The organism is Variovorax beijingensis (genome assembly GCF_007828835.1).
Classification (GTDB): Bacteria; Pseudomonadota; Gammaproteobacteria; order Burkholderiales; family Burkholderiaceae_C; genus Variovorax; species Variovorax beijingensis_A.
Window position 1 is genome coordinate 43,787 of sequence record NZ_VIVL01000005.1, and the last position, 18,458, is coordinate 62,244.

The following is an 18,458-nucleotide window of genomic DNA, read 5'->3' on the forward strand; positions in this document are numbered from 1 at the left end:
ACATGACAAACAGACGCAATTTCCTGAGCGGCGCCGGTGCCATCACCGGCGCCCTCGCGGCCGCGAGCGTGAGCAAGGTGGCCATGGCCGCGCTGCCCGAGCCCGTGACCCAGACCACGCCCAACACCATGCCGCCGCTCATGCCACCCGGCGGCCGGCCCTACAACCCCGTGGTCACGCTCAACGGCTGGACGCTGCCCTGGCGCATGAACAACGGCGTGAAGGAGTTCCACCTGGTGGCCGAGCCCGTGGTGCGCGAGATGGCCCCCGGCTTCAAGGCCAACCTGTGGGGCTACAACGGCCAGTCGCCCGGCCCGACCATCGAGGTGGTCGAAGGCGACCGGGTGCGCATCTTCGTGACCAACAAGCTGCCCGAGCACACCAGCGTGCACTGGCACGGCCAGCGCCTGCCCAACGGCATGGACGGTGTCACCGGCCTGACCCAGCCGGCGATCCGCCCGGGCAAGACCTTCGTCTACGAGTTCGTCGCGCGCCGGCCCGGCACCTTCATGTACCACCCGCATGCCGACGAGATGACGCAGATGGCCATGGGCATGATGGGCTTCTGGGTGACGCACCCCAAGGCCGAGCATCCGCTGATCGAGAAGGTCGACCGCGACTTCGTGTTCCTGCTCAACGCCTACGACGTCGAGCCCGGCAGCGCCACGCCCAAGATCATGACGATGCTGGACTTCAACCTGTGGTCCTGGAACAGCCGGATCTTCCCCGGCATCGACTCGCTCAACGTGCGGCTCAACGACAAGGTGCGCATCCGCATCGGCAACCTCACGATGACCAACCACCCGATGCACCTGCACGGGCACGAGTTCCTCGTCACCGGCACCGATGGCGGGCCGACCCCCAAGAGCACGCGCCAGTACGAGGTGACCACCGACGTGGCCGTCGGTCAGATGCGCCAGATCGAGTTCCTGGCCGACGAGGAGGGCGACTGGGCCTTCCACTGCCACAAGAGCCACCACACCATGAACGCGATGGGCCACGACGTGCCCACCCTCATCGGCCTCGACCACAAGGACGTGGCCAGGCAGATCACGAACCTGGTGCCCGACTACATGGTGATGGGCGAGCGCGGCATGGCCGACATGGGCGAGATGGAGATGCCCATTCCCGACAACACCGCGCGAATGATGACCGGCGAAGGGCCGTTCGGCTCGGTCGAGATGGGCGGCATGTTCAGCGTGGTCAAGGTGCGCAGGAACCAGAAGCCCGGCGACTACAGCAACCCCGGCTGGTTCAAGCATCCCAAGGGCACCGTGGCCTACGAGCTCGACGGCCCGCCACCGGAGACCTCGCGCCGGCGCGATGCCGGTGCGGCCGCGATGCCCGCGCAGAACATGCCCGCGAAGAACATCGAAGTCCAGATCCGCAAGCCCGGCAGCGGCCACACCGGCCACTGATTTTTCATTTCTCCTTTCTCTCTTCTTCCAACCTCCAACCCTCAGAAGGAATCCAACCATGAAGCACAACAACATCCTCCGCAACACCGCCTTCGCCGCGCTCACCGCCCTGGCGGCCGCAGGCGCCTCCGCTGCCGGCAACCACGCCGGGGGCCATGGCCATGGCGACGCCGAAGCGGCCATCGGCCAACCCGGCGTGGCCGCCAAGGCCACGCGAACCATCAACGTCGACATGACCGACGGCATGCGCTTCACGCCCGCCGACATCAAGGTGAAGCAGGGCGAGACCGTGCGCTTCGTCGTCAAGAACTCGGGCCAGCTGAAGCATGAGCTCGTGCTCGGCACCGAGAAGGAACTCAAGGAGCACTACGAAGCCATGAAGAAGAACCCCGAGATGGAACATGCCGATCCGAACATGGTGACCCTGGCCGCGGGCAAGAGCGGCGAGATCGTGTGGCAGTTCACCAAGGCCGGCAAGGTCGACTTCGCATGCCTGCAGCCGGGCCACTACGACGCCGGCATGAAGGGCGCCGTCACCGTGGCCAAGACCGCTGCCGCCAAGTAAGAAACCCCAACCTCCAGGAGAGACATGACCATGTCGAAGATTCGCATTTCACTCATGGCGGCGCTGGCCGCATTGGCCTTCACGGTCTCCGCCGCGGAGCTTGCCGACGGCGAGATCCGCAAGGTGGACAAGGACAACAAGAAACTCACGATCAAGCACGGCCCGCTCAAGAGCCTGGACATGCCCGGCATGACCATGGTCTTTGGGGTGAGCGACGAGGCCGTGCTGGACAAGTTCCAGGCGGGGGACAAGGTGCGCTTTGATGCGGGGAAGATGGACGGGAAGATCGTGGTGACGCACATCGAGCCTGTGCGCTGAGGAGCCGTCTGCGTCCAGCGCCGAGCCCCCGGTCTGGCGCAATGCGACGGCCTGCGCCTAGCGGATTCGCAGCAGCGGCATGAAGGACCGGGCTCGTGGATGTAGTGCGCGTGCTGTCGTCGCCCCTCAACCCGGTTGGGCGATCCTGGTTAGGTCAATGGTTGACTGCTACGGACCTCCGATTGTGCCGGGGACAAGGCTGTCAACTGAAATCCAGTCGCAATCAATGAAGATTGAAAAATCCTTTTTACAGGATATGCGCACGGACACCGAGTCCTCTGAGTCCCTGATGCTGAACTGATCCACGATGTTGGCGTGCTCCCAACTGCTTGCGGTCATTTTCTTGACTCCAATAAAAGATATCCCAAGATAAATCACGTCATAACTTTGAGGCCACTTGGCAGGCGTGTTCTTCGGCTTCTTGTTGGTCATGATTTTTAGAGAAACCTTGGGCTCATCGCGCTTCAAAAGGATTTCTATTATTTCCGAATCATTTAAATGTGGAAATTCTCCGTACAGCGACAATAGCGCTTGGGGATTCAAAATCCTATGAGAGGCGTTCATTTCTTATTCGGGGCTGCAGTTTGGCTGGGCGATTGCGCTTGCATGGCGGATTATTTAGTGGAGAAGCGTCCTTGACTATATTGATGTTCCCTAGATCGAATGGGGAAAAGTGAGGGTCCTCGATTCGAGAGAAGCTGGTGATCATTTGCCATGGCTCATTTCAAAATCCCATTTCCCTACCACGTGGTAATTCGGCAAATTTCCTTGTCTGTGCCATGAATTTCCGGATTTCCTGCGTAAACATCTAGAGTGATGCCGTGCTTAAGATTTTCGGAAACCAAGGCCAAATAGTCTACATTAATAAATTTTCCTTGCATTGCTTCGAGGAGCGAGCGTAATTGCGTTGCATCGACTTTGATCGCAGGATACTGCGTATAAATGAACCCCGTTTGAGGTGAAAGGCCGGGAAGAATAAGGAACAGCGCCTTGCTTTGATTGGCTGAGAAATCGAATAGGCGTTCAAATAGACGTGCTGCACTTTGCACCTCTGTGCCGCTCTTGGAGTCTGTGATTTTTTTTATTTTTTCAAGAAGAATCGAGGACTCGGGAAATTGAATTAAATCAAAAATTGAATTTGAACTGAGAGCCAATTCCTTGAAGTTTTTTTGCTGCAGAAGAAAAAGCCTCTTCTCTTGAGCTTTTGTCAAATTGAACGTCATTATTTGTGTTCCACGACGGGCCCGTTTGCTTGATATTTCCATGCGCCATTGGAAAAAGTGGATGGCAATCCGTTGGATTCGATAGTTTTGGCTTCTGCGGCATGCCAATGAGCACAAGCGTGGTCGCTGTCGGGTTTGTGGTGAGAGACCACCATTGTTCGCTCTCTGCCGCCTTCACCAGTGGTCTTATAGAGATATTGTTCGAATCCCGGTGCAGTCTTGGGGGGAGTTCGTTGGGCAAACGGTGTAGAGGACGTCGCTATGCCGGCGCGGCGCATTGCCTCTCGACGGGCGTCGTTTGAAGATCTTGTGGCCGTGCATTTTTTGGGCTCAGAAGGCGCAGACGGTTCGGCAGTCTTTTTACGCGCTAACCCTACCGGATCCACCCACTCGACCGAATTCGGCGCGTACTGGTGCAAGTTGAGCCCACCAACCAACCCAATCGGGTCTCTGCTTGCGAACCGCCCACTCACCGGATCGTAGTACCTGTGTCTGTTGTAGTGCAGCCCAGTTTCCGCATCCCAGTACTGCCCCTGGAACCGGATCGGATTCCTGAACCCCGCCTTGCGCCCCGCCTCGCTGATCGCCTGCCTGGCTTCACCCCAGGCCTTGTAGCTAGCCGACCAGGCAATGCGCCCTTCATGGTCCGTCAGCTCCTGCGGCGTGCCCAGGTGGTCGCATTGGTAGAACGCGATTTCTTCCCTTGCGAAGGCCTGCGGTGTTCTGAGCTGCTGCCCGTTCCACAGCGGATCCTGCTCGATGTCGTAGTGCCCACCGTTGGCCGCGATCAGCGCCTTCACGTCGGTGGTCTGGCTCAATGCCACGGCCTGCGCCTGCCGGATCTGCACCAGCGGCACGAACGAGCCGGGCTCGTGGATGTAGTGCACGCTGTCGCCGCGCCAGGCCTGTAGCTCCTGTTGGCCCTCGGTGCTCTGCGTGCTCTCGAAGGCCAGCGTGTCGCCGTCCCAGCCGAACAAGGTCGTCGCGTGTGAGCTTCGCTTGGCGATGCGCCGGCCCAGGGCGTCGTAGCTGAAGCTTGTGGTCTCACCGAAGGTCTCGGCGCTGCGCATGCGGTTGTAGCCATCCCAGGTGAAGGTGGTCTTTTCTCCGTTGCGGCTGCGCTCGATCAGGTTGCCTCGCTCGTCCCATGTGTAGTGGGTGCCGGCGTAGTCCTTGAGCAGGTTGTCCATCAGCCGGCCGGCCATGCTGCGGCCATCGCCGTTCAGGCGCACCGCGACGCGGGTGGTGATGCGGCCGGCCGCCTGCGTGTCCGCATCGGTGTCGGAAGGGTCGCCGATGTTGCCCGCCGGATCGAAGGCGAAGGTCTCGCGGCCCAGGCGGCTGTGGGCTTCCAGCAGGCGCCCCACCGGGTCGTAGCGGTAGCTCAGGTTGCCGCGGCGGCTGTCGCCGATGGCCACCAGCTGGCCGGCCTTGTCGTAGGTATAGCTGCGGCGGATGCCCACGGCCTCGATCGCGCCGGGTTTCGTCTGCGAGATCTGCTGCTCCAGCAGCCGGCCGGCCGGGTCGTACTTCGAGCCCTGGTGCAGGCCGTTGCCCTGGTCGCGGCCGGTCTCGCGGTGCAGGTCGTCGCGCTCGAAGCCCAGGATGTCCTGGCCGTCCACGAGCAGGCCGTGCACGTGGCCGGAGCCGTAGGTGAGCCATTGGGTGATGTGGCCGTCGGGGCGGACGCTGGCGACGCGCTGGTGGAGCTCGTCGTAGCCGTGCTGCCAGACCGCCGTGTGGCCATGGTCCAGGTAGTGCTGGTGCTCGCGCACGAGGTTGCCTGCGCGGTCGTAGAACCACTGGAGCCTGGCCTCGGCGTTGGTGGCCTCGACCAGGCGGCCGTTGCGGTCGTAGGCGAAGCGCTCGGCCTGGTCGCCGGCCTGGCGCTCGCTCAGGCGGCCCAGGGGATCGAATTCGAGCCGGGTGCTGTGGCCGGCCTCGATGACCTCGGCCAGCACGCCGCTGGCTTCGTCGTAGCGGTACTGGGTGGTCTTGCGGTCGAAGCCGGTTTCCTCGAGCAGCCTGCCGACCGGGTCGTAGCGGAAGTCGTAGCGGCTGCCGTTCTCGTTGTGCAGTTCGCGCAGGCGCCCCAGCAGGTCCCAGTGGTACTTGAGGGTGTGGCCGGCCGCGTCGGTGCGCTGGGACACGAGGCCGGCGCGGGTGTAGCTGTAGCTGGTGCGGCGGCCCAGCGCGTCGGTGTGGGCGAGCAGGCGGCCCTCGGCGTCGTGCGCGAAGTGCTCGCTGGTGTTGTCGGGGTGGACGATCTCCTCGAGCTGGCCCGGGTGGTTGGCGTGGTCCGCCGGCATTGCGGCCCGCGCGGTTTCGCCAGGTTCGGTGTAGCGGTACCGGGTGGCGTGGCCCAGGGCATCGGTGATCCTGGCCAGGCGGCCGCGGCCGTCGTAGGCCCACTGGGTGGTCTTGCCCGAGCAGTCGGTGTGGCTGGCCAGCTGGCCGTCGGGGGTGTAGGCCAGGGTCTTGACGCCGCCCTTGGCGTCGGTGATGCGCACGGGGCGCCCGGCGGGATCGTAGGCGTATTCGGTCTTGTGGCCGAGCGGATCGATCTCTTCGGTGAGGTTGCCGTTCGCGTCGTAGTCGCGCTTCCAGGCGCCGCCCTCGGCATCGAGGATGCCGGTGATGCGGTGGCGCGCGTCGTAGGCGTAATGGACGCTGCTGCCGTCGGCGCGGGTGTGGGTCTTGAGGTTGCCGTTGGCGTCGTAGACGTAGTCGTCGGTGGTGCCGTCGGTGTGGATGTGGCGCGTGATGTTCTTGGCGTCGTCGCGCAGGAACCACTCCTCGCGCTTGTCCGGGTGGATGATCCGGTAGGTGTAGCCCAGCACGTCGTAGTAGTACCAGGTCTCGGCGCCGAGGGCGTCGGTCAGGTAGGTGAGGCGGATGTTCTTGTCCCACTCGAGCGTGAGCGCAAAGCTGCCGTCGTCGGACCATTCGCGCACGGCCTTGGCGTCGGCGCCGGTGCCGTCGTACTGCAGGTTCATGCCGCGGCCGGTGCGGTCGGTGTAGCGCGTGACGAGGTGGTGGCTGTAGCTGTAGTGCCAGCCGGCGCCGTTCTCGTCCTGCGCGGTGGCGAGATCGCCTTCGCCATCGTGGGTGTAGGCGGCCAGCTGGCGAACGACGCGGCCGTCCTTCAGCTCCCACAGCGCCTTGATGAGGCCGGTCTGCGCATCGGGTTGGGTGCCGACGTGGGCGATGATGGCCTCGCCCTGCCTGCTGACGATGTCGCTCAGCACCTGCTCGCCGGTGGCGGCAATCACGTGGTCGTAGCGCAGGCCGATGGCAGCGCCGCTGCGCGTGTGCTGCGCCACCAGCCGGAAGTGCTGCCTGCCCTGCGAGCCGGCCTTGGCGGCGATGGTGTCGACGAGCTCGTAGGTCTCGCGCCAGTCGGCGGCTTCGCCGGCCGGCATGGGCTTGCCGAAGTCGACCGCCAGCAGACGCTCGCTCAGGCGCGTGAGGGTAATCTCCTCGATCGGGTTGCGATGGCTCTGTCCCACGGCCAGCAGCGGAAAGGCGTGGCTGCGGCCGTCGGCGCCGTGATAGATCAGGCTCATCTGGCCCTGGCGGCGGCCCTTGGCGGCCTTGGCGACGTCCACGCGCGTGCCGTAGGGCGTGATCCAGCGCGCGCCGAGGCTGCCCTGGTCGAAGGCGGCCAAGTCGCTGCGGTAGGTGCGCGTCCAGGTGATGGGCAGGGGTGCGCCGAGTACGAAGTCGGTGTGGTCGAAGCTCTCGCAGCCGGTGGCCAGGCTGATGGCGCCGCCCGCGGCGGCTTTCGTGCAGTTCTTGCAGCTGGGGTCGCCGCTGGCCGGCACCTGGGCAGATGTGGCCCCCTGTTCACCGCCGGGCTTCTTGCTCTCCACCTGCGTTCCGTTGTTTGCGGAAATGTTGGCGCTGTGCTTTCCCTTGCGCCTGAGCAACGCATCCTTGAGGATCTTGATCATCCACTTGATGCCGTACTGCAGGCTCTCGTCGCCCAGCCGCATGATCTGCCGGCGGGCCGCGCCCTTGAGGTCGGTCAAACTGGCGACGGTGTCCCGGATCATCGCCTTGGCGCTGTCGGGCAGCGCATAGTGGCTTGTGGTGGCTGCCACGTAGTTGGCGGATTTCTTCGCGGCCTCGGCCGCGGCGGCCATCATGCGGCTCCAGGTGCTCTGGGTCTTGGGGTCGTAGGTGTTCTTCTCGGCAGCGGCGCCGGTTGCGAACACCGGTTTCTCGCCGAGCGCCACCTGCAGCGCGCCGATCAGCGCGTCGGCGATGCCGTCGACCTTTTTCGCGCAGGACTGCAGGAAGTCGTCGAGGTAGCCGAGCGCCTCGTCCACGAACTTGTCGAGCGTGCCGGCAATGGTGTCGTTCAGGTGGGTGACGAGCACGGCGATGAACGCCTCGCCGATGTTCGGCACCACGTTCCTGGCCGACTTGGCGATCTCCTGCTTGAGCAGGTGCAGCATGGGCCGCAGGCTCATGCGCGCCGCGCCGGTGGCGGGCGGAAACGGGATCACGCCCAGCAGGTTGATGGCCAGGCTCACCCACTGCAGCACGTCGCTGTACGCCTTCTTGGTGACCATCTCGACGAGGTCCCAGACCGCGTCGATGAGCGCCATGATGTTGCCGATGACCGGCAGGCTGCCCGCGAAGGTCGTCAGCACGTTCAGCGTGACGTAGTCGTTGGTGAGCTTGCGCAGCCACTTGTCGATCTTGGCGGCGCCGGCGCCGATGTCTTCCTCGCCGATGGTGTTGAGCGGCGCCACCGCGGTCTGGCGCGCGCGCTCGGTGGCTTGCGCACCTTGCGCATCGCTCTGGGGGGCCTGGTCAGCCATTCGCGAATCTCTCCCGTGTTCTCTGGTGGTCGTCGTCGAGCGGCGCCGGCGATCAGCCCGCGAAGCCCGGCGTCTGGCCGAGCGGCAGCGTCGGCATCGAAGGCAGCGACGCGGGCAGCTTGGGCACCATGGCGCCCACGGTCTGCGCGGCCATGCCTCTGGCCGCCTGGCCGACCTGGCCCAGCAATGCCTTGGCGCCGCCTTGCTGGATGGCCTGCATGGCGCCGACGGCCTGCTGCGCCGTGCTTGCCGCCTCGCTGGCCTGGCTCACGAGGCCGGCCGCCCTGCCCAGTGCGCCGCCAGCCTGGCCCAGCAGGCCCGTTGCCGCTCCGCCGAGCAAGCTCGATCCGCCACCTCCCGCATCGATGGACTTGTCGTTCGCGGGCTGGGCGGGCCAGCGGTTCGGCTGGCCGAAGTAGCTGCCCGTATCCCATGGATCGCTCGGATCGCCGCCGAACGTGACCTTGGCCTGGCCGAGCGGAAGCCCCGCCACGGAGGCGAAGCCGTTCGCGTCGAGCTTGCCGGTGTGCGTGCCGCCGTCGGAGTCGACCACCGTGTAGTCGCCTTGCTTCACGCCCTGGCGCGTCGCGCCGTCGGCCTTGACGTACTGGTGGTACAGGTCGAGCTGCCCCCTGGGAAGCTGGGCCGGCTGCGGGAGCCGGGGCTGTCCGTCGCTCTTCGGCCCCACCATCGAATGCGAAGCCGCATGCGCGCGCCACAGGCCATTGGTGCCGCTCTCGATGCCGCCGGCCGTCCAGCGCGTGTAGCTGGAGCCGCCGTTGATCAGCACCTCTTCCTTCGCCGTGATGGTGATCCGGTTGGCCTCCATCTTGATGTCCAGCTTGGCCAGCGCGTGGATGCTGTCCCTGAGCGCCGTGAGGTCGATGTCCGCCGCCGCCGCCGCCATGCGGATGCCGTTGTTGAAGGCCACCATGCGCACCGCATCCTTGGCGCTCACCAGGAAGCTGTTGCCCGTGGCCACGCTGGTGTGCGCGCCGCTCGTGAGGGCCGTGTGTTCCACGCTCACGAGGTGGGTGCTCGCGGCCGTGGTGGCCTGGATGCCCGCGGGGCTCGCCAAGGTCAGGTGCGGCTCCTGGAACTCCGGGAACTCGCCCTGGCCCGGCCTGCCGCCGCTTCCCTTGATCGCGTCGTTCTGCGCCTTCAGCGCCCGGGCCACCTCGTCCTGGTCGCCCGCCTCATGGGCCTGGGCCTGCTGCGCCACCTGCGCCAGGCTCTCGTGCAGGTCGCGCCCCTGCGTGAGCCGCGCCACCGTCTCGCGCATGTCGGTGATGTGGCCCTGCGCATTGGCGCGCGCCTCGGTGCTCAGCAGCAGGCCCTTGGCCGATCTCACCGCGCCGTGCCCGTCGGTGCGCAGCTCGAAGCCCTGGCCCCGGTCGTCCTTGCGCCCGGCCGTGTCCTCGATGCGCCCGACGTGGCCCAGGCTCAGGCTGGAGCTCTGGTGGTCGCTCTTGAGCTGGGCCTGCACCTTGCCGCTGGAATCATCCAGCGCCAGGTGGTTGCTGCGCCCGCCGCCGAGCTCGCGGCTGCGGATGCCCGTGAGCTGCTTCTGGCTGGGCAGGGCCCAAGCGGGCATCTCGTCGGCGTTGTGCACCCGGCCGGTGACGATCGGGTGGTCGGGGTCGCCGTTGAGGAAATCGACGATCACCTCCTGCCCGATGCGCGGCAGCGCGGCCGCGCCGAAAGTGGCGCCGGCCCAGGATGTGGACACGCGCACCCAGCAGCTCGAATGTTCATCGCGCTGGCCCAGCCGGTCCCAGTGGAACTGCACCTTGATGCGGCCGTAGCGGTCGGTCCAGATCTCCTCGCCCGCGGGGCCGACCACCATCGCCGTCTGCGGGCCGCGGGTGCGGGGCTTGGGCGTGCTGCGTTGCGGGCGCCAGGCGTAGCTCGTGGGCTGGGCCTCGAAGGCGAAGCGCTGCACCGAGCCTTCGGAGGCATCCACCCCTTCGCTGGCCTGCAGGTTCTCCTGCAGCTCGTAGTCGACCGCCAGCAGCAGGTGCTGGCGGTTCTGGTCTTCGCGCGGATGGTGCGTGAGCCTGAAGAGGTGGCCCGGGGCCAGGTCGCGCCGGTTGGAACGGCCGCTGGCGCGGCTGCGTTCGCTCAGCTGCTCCTCGGTGCGGATGCGCGCACAGGTTTCGCCGTCCTCGTGCTGCAGGTGGTCGCCCGGCCATTCGTAGCGCTCGAAGCCGTCGTGCGCGTGGCCCGGGGGCATCTGGCGCCGGCTGGCCAGGTCGGCCTGGGGCTTCTCGAAGTCGTAGTGGTTGCGAAAGTGGTGGCCCGGGCGGATCTCCTCGGCCTGCGCCCATTCGGTGATGCGCTCGCTGGCTTCCAGCCCGCCGGTCATGCCGGCCTTCTCGTGCGGGTGGTAGCGCACGGCCTCGCCGCCGGGCAAGGGGGCATGGGCGCTGGCGATGTCGTCGGCGAAGACCAGCACCTGCTGCCCGGCCTCGTGGCGAAACCAGTAGTAGATGCCTTCGTGCTCGCACAGGCGGGACACGAAGGAAAAGTCGTCCTCGTGGTACTGCACGCAGTAGGTCCAGGGGCGGTAGCTGCGGTGGAGCTTCTGCTCCATCGGGTGGCCGTAGCGGCCCAGCACGGCCGCAACGATCTCGGGGACGGTCTGGTCCTGGAAGATGCGGAAGTCGCTGCGGCGCGTGGCCAGCCAGAGCCAGGGGCGCAGCCGCATGCCGTAGAAGGCCTGGCGGTCGTCTTCGTGCGACAGGCCGAAGCGGGTGACAAGGCCGGCGAGGTAGCGCGGGGCGCCGCTCTCGGTTTCCATCACGACGGTGGCGGGCTGGCCGAGCAGGGCCTTCGCATCGATGGCGTTGCTGCTGCCCAGCAGCTCGAGGTCGAAGGCATAGGCCTGGCTGAGCGCCTCGCGCCCCGCCAGCCGGTGGAATTGCAGGGCCTCGCCCAGCGGCGTCTGGATGGTGACGCGGCGCTTCACGAGCCGCCACCTTGCAGGAACGTGGTGTCCATGTGACCTCCCTGATCTTTTTCTTCTTCGGAGAAGAAACTAGCCAATCAACTGTCTGGATGCAATGTGTGTGACAGGACGCATCAAACAGCTGGATTATGCAAGAGGCCTTTACTCATTTCCTGGTAATTCGGCACGGATCGGGGCTATTTGATCGCAGTTGCCGAAAGATGTAATCCATACGGGCTACACAGGGCGCATTCCGTGGAGCCCGATGAAACCCTTCGGGTTAACCCGCGAGCGCGCGCATCTCGGCAATCAGGTCGGCCTTGCCCTCGAAACCGATGCCGGGCAGCGGCGGCAGCGTGACGTAGCCGTCCTGCACCTTCACGCCGTCGGGAAAGCCGCCGTAGGGTTGGAACAGGTCGGGGTAGCTCTCGTTGCCGCCGAGCCCGAGGCCCGCCGCAATGGCCAGCGACATCTGGTGGCCACCGTGCGGAATGCAGCGCGAGGGCGACCAGCCGTTTTCCTTGAGCATGTCGAGCGTGCGCAGGTACTCGACAAGGCCGTAGCTCAAGGCGCAGTCGAATTGCAGCCAGTCGCGGTCGGGCCGCATGCCGCCGTGGCGGATGAGGTTGCGCGCGTCCTGCATCGAGAACAGGTTCTCGCCCGTGGCCATGGGGCCGGCGTAGACCTCGCCCAGCTTGGCCTGCAGCTCGTAGTCGAGCGGATCGCCGGCTTCCTCGTACCAGAAGAGCGGGTACTGCGAAAGCGCGTGGCCGTAGTCGATGGCGGTGGCCAGGTCGAAGCGGCCATTGGCGTCCACCGCCAGCTGCTGGCCGGGGCCGAGGATCTTCAGCACCGACTCGATGCGCTCGCAGTCCTGCGCGAGCGTGGCGCCGCCGATCTTCATCTTGACCACCGAATAGCCGCGCTCGAGGTAGCTGGCCATCTCGCGCTGCAGGCCCTCGACGCCCTTGCCGGGGTAGTAGTAGCCGCCCGCCGCATAGACAAACACGCGCGGGTTCGGTGTGCCGCTGCCGTAGCGCTCGGCCAGCAGCTGGTAGAGCGGCTTGCCGGCGATCTTGGCGACCGCGTCCCACACGGCCATGTCGATGGTGCCCACGGCCACCGAGCGCTCGCCGTGGCCGCCGGGCTTCTCGTTGATCATCATGCGGGCCCAGATCCTGTGCGGATCGAGGTTGTCGCCGGTCTCGTCGACGAGCGAGGCCGGCTCGGCCTCGAGCAGGCGCGGCAGGAAGCGCTCGCGGATCAGCCCGCCCTGGCCGTAGCGCCCGTTGGAGTTGAAGCCGTAGCCCACCACCGGCCGGCCGTCGCGGATCACGTCGGTGACCACCGCCACGAGGCTCAGGGTCATCTTGGAGAAGTCGATGTAGGCGTTGCGGATGTCCGACTTGATGGGGCGCGTGGACTCGAGGATGTTGACGATCTTCATGGTGCTTGTGCTTGAGAAAAAAAGGAACTCAGCGGTGCAGCGACGCACCGCCGCAGATGGCGATGTCCTGGCCGGTGATGGCCGCGGCCGGCGCCGAGAGAAGAAAGGCGACCAGCGCGGCGACTTCCGCGGGCTCGATCAGCCGGCCCATGGGCGGCAGGCGCGGCGCGCTGCCGGCGCGCGCGGGGTCCTGCAGCATCGCGGTCTGCGTGGCGCCGGGCGACACCACGTTGAGGGTGACGCCGCGCTCCGCGACCTCGGCCGCCCAGCTGCGCGCAAGCGCGACCAGCGCCGCCTTGGTGGCGGCGTACTGGCCGCGGCCCGGCATGCCGTGCGCCACGCGGCTGCCGACGAACACCACGCGGCCGTGGCCGCGCGCGGCCATCGCGGGCACCAGCGCATCGGCCAGCCGCGTGGCAGCGTCGACATGCAGGCGCCACATCAATTCGCCGCCGGCATGGTCGAGCTGCCCGAGCGGGCCCACGCGCAGCACGCCGGCCGCATGCACCAGCGCATCGGCGTCCTGAAGAGCGGCCGCGGCGCGCGCGATGGCCGCGGCATCCGACAGGTCGACCGCCGCATGCGCGAAGCCCGGATGCGAGAGCGTCGGCGCCGCGAGGTCGAGCCCGCGCACGCGCCAGCCCTCTTCGAGCAGGTGCGACGCAATGGCGCGGCCGATGCCGCTGCTGCTGCCCGTCACCACGGCATGCGGCGCGGCTTCATCATTCGACACGGATGTTGCCCTCCACGATGATCTTCTTCGAGCGCTCCATGTCGGACTGCTGGAACTTCGCGAAGTCGTCGACGCTGCCCGGCGTCAGCAGCAGGCCCTGCGCGCTGAGCGTCTCGCGCATGTCGGTGCCCAGCGCCTTGTTCACCTCGGCATTGAGCCGCTGCGTGATCGCGGCCGGCAGCCTGGCCGGGCCCCACAGGCCATACCAGCTGTAGAACTCGTAGCCCGGAATGCTCTCGCCCACCGTGGGCACGTTCGGCAGGCTGGTGGCGCGCTGGGCCGAGGTGACGGCCACCACGCGCAGCATGCCGCTCTTGTGGTACTGCAGCGAACCCAGGATCGGGTCGATGAAGCCGTCGATCTGCCCGCCGATCAGGTCCTGGAAGGCCGGCGCCGTGCCCTTGTACGGCACGATCAGGTAGTCGAGCCCGCCCGCGCGCTTGAGCAGCTCGGTCGACAGGTGGCCCGCCGAGCCGATCGATCCCACCGCGAAGGTCATCTTGCCCGGATGCGCCTTGGCGTAGGCGATGAGCGACTTGACGTCGGTGATCGGCAGGTTCTTGTTGATGGCCACCGACAGCGGCGCCTTGGCGACCAGCGCCACCGGCGTGAAGTCCCTGGCAACCTCGTAGGGCACGGACTTCATTGTCATGGGCGCCGTGGTGAAGGTCGAGGCGTTGAACAGCAGCGTGTAGCCGTCGGCCGGCGCCTTCGACACCACGTCGGCGCCGATCACGCCGTTGCCGCCGGGCCGGTTCTCCACGATGAAGGGCTGGCCCAGCTGATCGCCGAGCTTCTGCGCGAGCAGGCGCCCGACGGTGTCGAGCGTGCCGCCGGGCGGGAACGGAATCACCATGCGCACGGGCCGGGTGGGCCAGGGCTGTGCCTGTGCAAAACCGGAGGACGCCGCGGCGAGTGCGAAGGCCGCGAGCGCGGCGCGCAGGAAATGGGTGCGTTGCATGTCTCTTGTCTCCTGATGTTTTTTGGGGGAGGGCGCGTTCTTTCCGGGCGCCTTCCGTGTTTTCGCTCAGCGCCTCGACAGCCCGGCCTGCGCGACGGCGGCGCGCAGTGCGTCCATCTCGCGCGCGTTCGGCGCCTCGGTCGGCGGGCGCACCGTGGCGTTGTCGAGCACGCCGGCCAGGTACATGCCGCCCTTCATGCGCGCATGCGCCTCGCCGGTCGGTTCGCCGCCGCCATACACGGCGTCCTTCAGCGGCGTGATCAGGGCCTGCACCGCCATCGCCTTCTTCAGGTCGCCGGCCTTGACCGCGTTCCACAGGTCGATGATCAGTTGCGGAATGAAGGTGGCAAAGCCGACCAGCGCGCCGTCCACGCCCTGCACCATCGAGGCCAGCAGGTACTCGTCGTGGCAGGTGAGGATGGCCTTGGAGGCATCGGCCTCGCGGATCGCCTGGATGTCGCGGGCGTACTTGTTCATGTCGCGCTGCCCGACCTTGAAGGCCTGCAGGTAGGGCAGGCGGGCCAGCTCGGCCAGCAGTTGCGACGAGTAGGAGGCGCGGGTCCAGGCCGGGTACACGTGGCAGACCAGGTCGAGCTCCGGCGCGGCGCGGTGGATGGCCTCGAAATACTGCAGCGCATGGCCGGGCGTGAAGCCGAAGCGCAGCCAGTGGTGCGGCGGCATCACGTCGAGCGCGGCCGCGCCGGCGGCCTGGGCGGCGCGCGCATGTTCGGCGGCCTCGGCCAGGCCTTCGCACACGATCGACGAGATCACCGGCATGCGGCCGCGCAGCTCGTCGGCGACGATGCGGGTCACCTCGGCGCGTTCGGCCGGGGTCAGCGAGAACACCTCGCCGGTGTGGCCGTTGGTCATGACCGCCACCACGCCGTCGTGGCCCGCGAGCCACGAGGCCAGCTTGCGCAGCGCCGGTTCGTCGATGCGGTGGTCGTTGGTGAAGGGGCAGGAAATGGCGGGAATGATCCCGCGATAATTCGCGATGGAAGGCATGCTGTGTCTCCGTTGGGGTTCAAGGTGCAGGACTGCCCGCATCTTTGGCCGGCGGGGCATGCACCGTCCAATACTCGAATCGCATACAACTATTCAATCGCTCGCACCGCGCATGGGCCCCGGCAACCGACCCCTCGACCTCGAATGGCTGGAAGACTTCCTGGCCCTGGCCGAGAGCGGCAATTTCTCGCGCGCGGCGCAGGCGCGCTCCATCGCCCAGCCGGCCTTCAGCCGCCACATCCGCGCGCTCGAGGAGTGGGTGGGCGTGGACCTGTTCGACCGCAGCGCGCATCCGGCCGCGCTCACGGCGGCGGGCAAGCGCTTCCAGCCGCTGCTGCAGGAGGTGCTGGCCGCGCTGGAGGCCGCGCGCATCAAGGCGCGTGCGGCGCACGACCTGGCCGCGGCGAGCCTGAGCTTCGCCGCCACGCACGTGCTGTCGCTGACCTTCTTTCCACGCTGGCTGGCCAGCGTGGAGGCGCGGCTGAGCCTGGGGCCGATCCAGACCATCTCCGACAGCTCGCAGGCCTGCGAAGACCTGATGCTGCAGCGCCGCGTGCAGTTCGTGCTGTGCCACGGTCATGCGCGAGCGCCCGGCCGGCTCGACGAGGCGCAGTACCCGATGCAGCGCCTGAGCGACGACGTGCTGGTGCCGGTGGCGGCACCGGACGCGCGCGGCCTGCCGCAGCATGGGCTGGGCACCGGGCAGGCGCCTTCGGTGCTGGCCTACAGCGAGGCCTCGGGCCTGGGGCGGATCATGCGGGCGATCCAGGACAGCGAGTTCGGCAAGGACTTCGGGCCGTCGCTGTCGGTGGTCTTCACGGCCCACCATGCCGCGCTACTCAGGACCATGGCGCTCGAAGGGCGCGGCCTCGCGTGGCTGCCGATGAGCCTGGTGGCGGAGGACCTGCGCGGCGGCGCACTGGTGGATGCCGGCGCGGGCGGCTGGCGGGTGCCGGTGGACATCCGGCTGTACCGGCAGCTCGCGCACATGGCGCCGGTGGCCGAGGCGCTGTGGGAGTTGGTGAGGGACGGCGCCTGAGCGACCTCAGACGCTGCTGAGCGTCGGCAGCAGCGCCAGCAGCGCGCGCACCAGCGGCGAATCGTCCGCCTTGCGCCACACCGCCAGGGTGTCGATGTAGGTCTTCTCGCCCTTGAGCGAGCGGTACGCAACGCCTTCGCGGTGCAGCGCCTTGACGCAGGCCGGCACCAGCGCCACGCCCAGCCCGCCGGAGACCAGGCTCACGATGGTGTGCATCTGGCGCGCCGGAAACAAGCGCGGGCTGAAGCCGCGCCGCATGCAGGTGGCCACGATCGCATCGAACACCTGCGGCCCGAAGTGCCGCTCGAAGCCCAGGAAGCGCTCGCCCGAGAATTTTTCGAGTGCGATGCTGCCGGGCCGCACCAGCGGATGCGACTCGGGCATCGCGAGGATCAGCGCATCCTTCTGCACCAGCCGCGAGCCCAGCGAGGCGGGCATGCTGGACGGCTGCAGCACCAGGCCCACGTCGAGCCGGCCGGACTCGACGTCGCCGATGATCTGGTCGGTCGTGCCTTCCCACAGCGCGATCTCGGCCCGCTCGTTCTCGTCCGAGAACTGCCGCAGCACCCGCGGCAGGAAGGAGTAGGCCGGCAGGCTGATGAAGCCGATGGAGATCGATCCCATGAGCCCGGCCGCGGCCTCCTGCGCGCGCCGGCGCAATGTGTCCATGCCGAGCAGCACCGCGCGCGCATCGCGAAGCGCTTCGTCTCCCGCGCGCGTGATCGCGATGCGGCGCGAGGTGCGCTCGAACAGCGTGACGCCGAGTTCTTCCTCCATCTCCTTGATCGCGAGGCTCACGGGCGGCTGCGACAGGTTCAGGCGCTGCGCCGCGCGCCCGAAGTGCAGCTCTTCGGCCACGGCGACCAGGCAGCGGAGGTGGCGGATTTCCATCGATCTGAATTTTGTATTGATCGATACGAATTCTAAATTTGTTGCTATCGATGTCAACTTCTAGACTTTGCCTCCACCAGCGCCGTCGATCCGAACGGCGCGGCAAGGAGACAACGCGATGGTCGAGAAATTGGTGGGGCTGCCACGGTCGCGCACCGTGGTGCATCCGGGGCCTTTCCGGCCCGTGCGCATCGATCGCATGCGCGACCAGAAGGGCCGGCACTTCCGGCTTTCGCTGCCCGGCGGCCGAACGCTGCACGAGAGCCTCGTGCAGGCGCTGGCGAACGAAGGCGTGGCCAGCGCATCGATGACGCTGATCGGCGGCGAACTGGCCGAGCTGGGCTTCTGCCTGGCGCTGCCCGATCCCACGGGCCGGGTGCTCGCAACCTACGGCGCACCGCACACGGTGCACGGCGCCTGCTTCATCTTCGGCAACGCGACGCTCGGCAGTTCCGCCAGCGGCACGCCGGTGGTCCATTGCCACGGCGCCTTTCGCACCGCCGACGGCGCGGTGCGCGGCGGCCACATCCTGACCGACCGGACGGTGGTCGGACGCCGCAGCGTCACCGCCGTGGTCACCGCGCTCGACAGCTTCGAGCTGCGCGTGGTCTACGACGACGAAACCCGCATGCCGCTGATGCGGCCCCAGGCCAGGCGCGTCCATGGCTGAGATGCGCCTGATCGAAAGCGGGCGCATGGGCCGCGTGGCCTATGCGCGCATCGCACCGAACGAAGACCTCGTCTCGAGCGTCGAGAAGCTCTGCCTCGCGGAAGGCTTCGGCCATGCGTTCGTGCGCGGCGCGCTGGGCAGCCTCGTCGATGCCTGCCTCGAGCGTGCCGACGGTTCCTGCCAGGTGATCCGCGGGCCGGCCGCCGAAATCGTGAGCCTGGCCGGCGAGGTGCGCTCGCAGCCCGACGGCTCGCTGCGCGCCGCGCTCACCGGCGTGGTGGCGGACACGCACGGCCACCTGTACGGCGGCCCGTTCGTGGCGGGCGCCAATGCCGTCTGCGTCACCTTCGAAGTCACGCTCGAAGAGTGGCTGCCTTCGCCCGACAACCCCTGATTTCGTCCACTGCAGAAA

Annotated in this window: 15 protein-coding genes; 6 read left to right on the forward strand and 9 right to left on the reverse strand. The window is 67.0% G+C overall.

Going from position 1 to position 18,458, the window contains the following annotated elements:
• Positions 1 to 2: 2 nt before the first annotated feature.
• The 3 genes from FB547_RS16335 to FB547_RS16345 are packed head-to-tail and all read left to right on the forward strand — an operon-like array spanning position 3 to position 2,301.
• A complete protein-coding gene (locus FB547_RS16335) occupies positions 3 to 1,418 on the forward strand; it encodes a multicopper oxidase family protein (RefSeq protein ID WP_145743965.1) in 1,416 nt (471 codons plus the stop codon).
• 58 nt (positions 1,419 to 1,476) lie between these two features.
• The gene (locus FB547_RS16340) at positions 1,477 to 1,983 is read left to right on the forward strand and encodes a plastocyanin/azurin family copper-binding protein (RefSeq protein WP_145743966.1); all 507 of its coding nucleotides are present in this window, start codon (positions 1,477 to 1,479) and stop codon (positions 1,981 to 1,983) included.
• 30 nt (positions 1,984 to 2,013) lie between these two features.
• Positions 2,014 to 2,301: a copper-binding protein gene (locus FB547_RS16345; RefSeq protein ID WP_145743968.1), complete on the forward strand. Its 288-nt coding sequence runs from the start codon at positions 2,014 to 2,016 to the stop codon at positions 2,299 to 2,301.
• Positions 2,302 to 2,469: 168 nt separating this feature from the next.
• On the opposite strand, the gene FB547_RS16350 is transcribed toward FB547_RS16345, so the two are convergent.
• The 8 genes from FB547_RS16350 to FB547_RS16385 form a co-directional block, all read right to left on the reverse strand.
• The gene (locus FB547_RS16350) at positions 2,470 to 2,865 is read right to left on the reverse strand and encodes an immunity 50 family protein (protein ID WP_145743970.1); all 396 of its coding nucleotides are present in this window, start codon (positions 2,863 to 2,865) and stop codon (positions 2,470 to 2,472) included.
• 176 nt (positions 2,866 to 3,041) lie between these two features.
• Positions 3,042 to 3,524, reverse strand: a complete 483-nt coding sequence (locus FB547_RS16355; protein ID WP_145743971.1) for a hypothetical protein — start codon at positions 3,522 to 3,524, stop codon at positions 3,042 to 3,044.
• The gene (locus tag FB547_RS16360; RefSeq protein ID WP_261380302.1) at positions 3,524 to 8,353 is read right to left on the reverse strand and encodes an RHS repeat-associated core domain-containing protein; all 4,830 of its coding nucleotides are present in this window, start codon (positions 8,351 to 8,353) and stop codon (positions 3,524 to 3,526) included. Before FB547_RS16360 ends, FB547_RS16355 begins: the two co-directional genes overlap by 1 nt.
• A 52-nt stretch (positions 8,354 to 8,405) precedes the next feature.
• Complete coding sequence (locus tag FB547_RS16365; RefSeq protein ID WP_145743973.1) at positions 8,406 to 11,321, reverse strand: type VI secretion system Vgr family protein; 2,916 nt, start codon at positions 11,319 to 11,321, stop codon at positions 8,406 to 8,408.
• 259 nt (positions 11,322 to 11,580) lie between these two features.
• Positions 11,581 to 12,747 carry a mandelate racemase/muconate lactonizing enzyme family protein gene (locus tag FB547_RS16370; RefSeq protein ID WP_145743975.1) on the reverse strand — a complete coding sequence of 389 codons (1,167 nt, stop codon included), beginning with the start codon at positions 12,745 to 12,747 and terminating at the stop codon, positions 11,581 to 11,583.
• A gap of 28 nt (positions 12,748 to 12,775) precedes the next feature.
• Complete coding sequence (locus FB547_RS16375) at positions 12,776 to 13,480, reverse strand: SDR family NAD(P)-dependent oxidoreductase (protein ID WP_145743976.1); 705 nt, start codon at positions 13,478 to 13,480, stop codon at positions 12,776 to 12,778.
• The gene (locus tag FB547_RS16380) at positions 13,470 to 14,441 is read right to left on the reverse strand and encodes a Bug family tripartite tricarboxylate transporter substrate binding protein (RefSeq protein ID WP_145743978.1); all 972 of its coding nucleotides are present in this window, start codon (positions 14,439 to 14,441) and stop codon (positions 13,470 to 13,472) included. Before FB547_RS16380 ends, FB547_RS16375 begins: the two co-directional genes overlap by 11 nt.
• Before the next feature lie 66 nt (positions 14,442 to 14,507).
• Complete coding sequence (locus FB547_RS16385; RefSeq protein ID WP_145743980.1) at positions 14,508 to 15,446, reverse strand: dihydrodipicolinate synthase family protein; 939 nt, start codon at positions 15,444 to 15,446, stop codon at positions 14,508 to 14,510.
• Between the two features lie 112 nt (positions 15,447 to 15,558).
• Between FB547_RS16385 and FB547_RS16390 the strand changes: the two genes are divergently transcribed.
• Positions 15,559 to 16,485, forward strand: coding sequence for a LysR family transcriptional regulator (locus FB547_RS16390; protein WP_145743982.1), 927 nt, complete (start codon positions 15,559 to 15,561; stop codon positions 16,483 to 16,485).
• A 6-nt stretch (positions 16,486 to 16,491) separates the two neighbouring features.
• On the opposite strand, the gene FB547_RS16395 is transcribed toward FB547_RS16390, so the two are convergent.
• The gene (locus tag FB547_RS16395; RefSeq protein ID WP_145743984.1) at positions 16,492 to 17,376 is read right to left on the reverse strand and encodes a LysR family transcriptional regulator; all 885 of its coding nucleotides are present in this window, start codon (positions 17,374 to 17,376) and stop codon (positions 16,492 to 16,494) included.
• Between the two features lie 118 nt (positions 17,377 to 17,494).
• Here FB547_RS16395 and FB547_RS16400 point away from each other — a divergent pair, with 118 nt between their 5' ends.
• Both FB547_RS16400 and FB547_RS16405 read left to right on the forward strand, forming a co-directional pair.
• Positions 17,495 to 18,046: a PPC domain-containing DNA-binding protein gene (locus tag FB547_RS16400; RefSeq protein WP_145743986.1), complete on the forward strand. Its 552-nt coding sequence runs from the start codon at positions 17,495 to 17,497 to the stop codon at positions 18,044 to 18,046.
• Positions 18,039 to 18,440 carry a PPC domain-containing DNA-binding protein gene (locus FB547_RS16405; protein ID WP_145743988.1) on the forward strand — a complete coding sequence of 134 codons (402 nt, stop codon included), beginning with the start codon at positions 18,039 to 18,041 and terminating at the stop codon, positions 18,438 to 18,440. The genes FB547_RS16400 and FB547_RS16405 overlap by 8 nt, the downstream gene beginning before the upstream one ends.
• Positions 18,441 to 18,458: the final 18 nt, after the last annotated feature.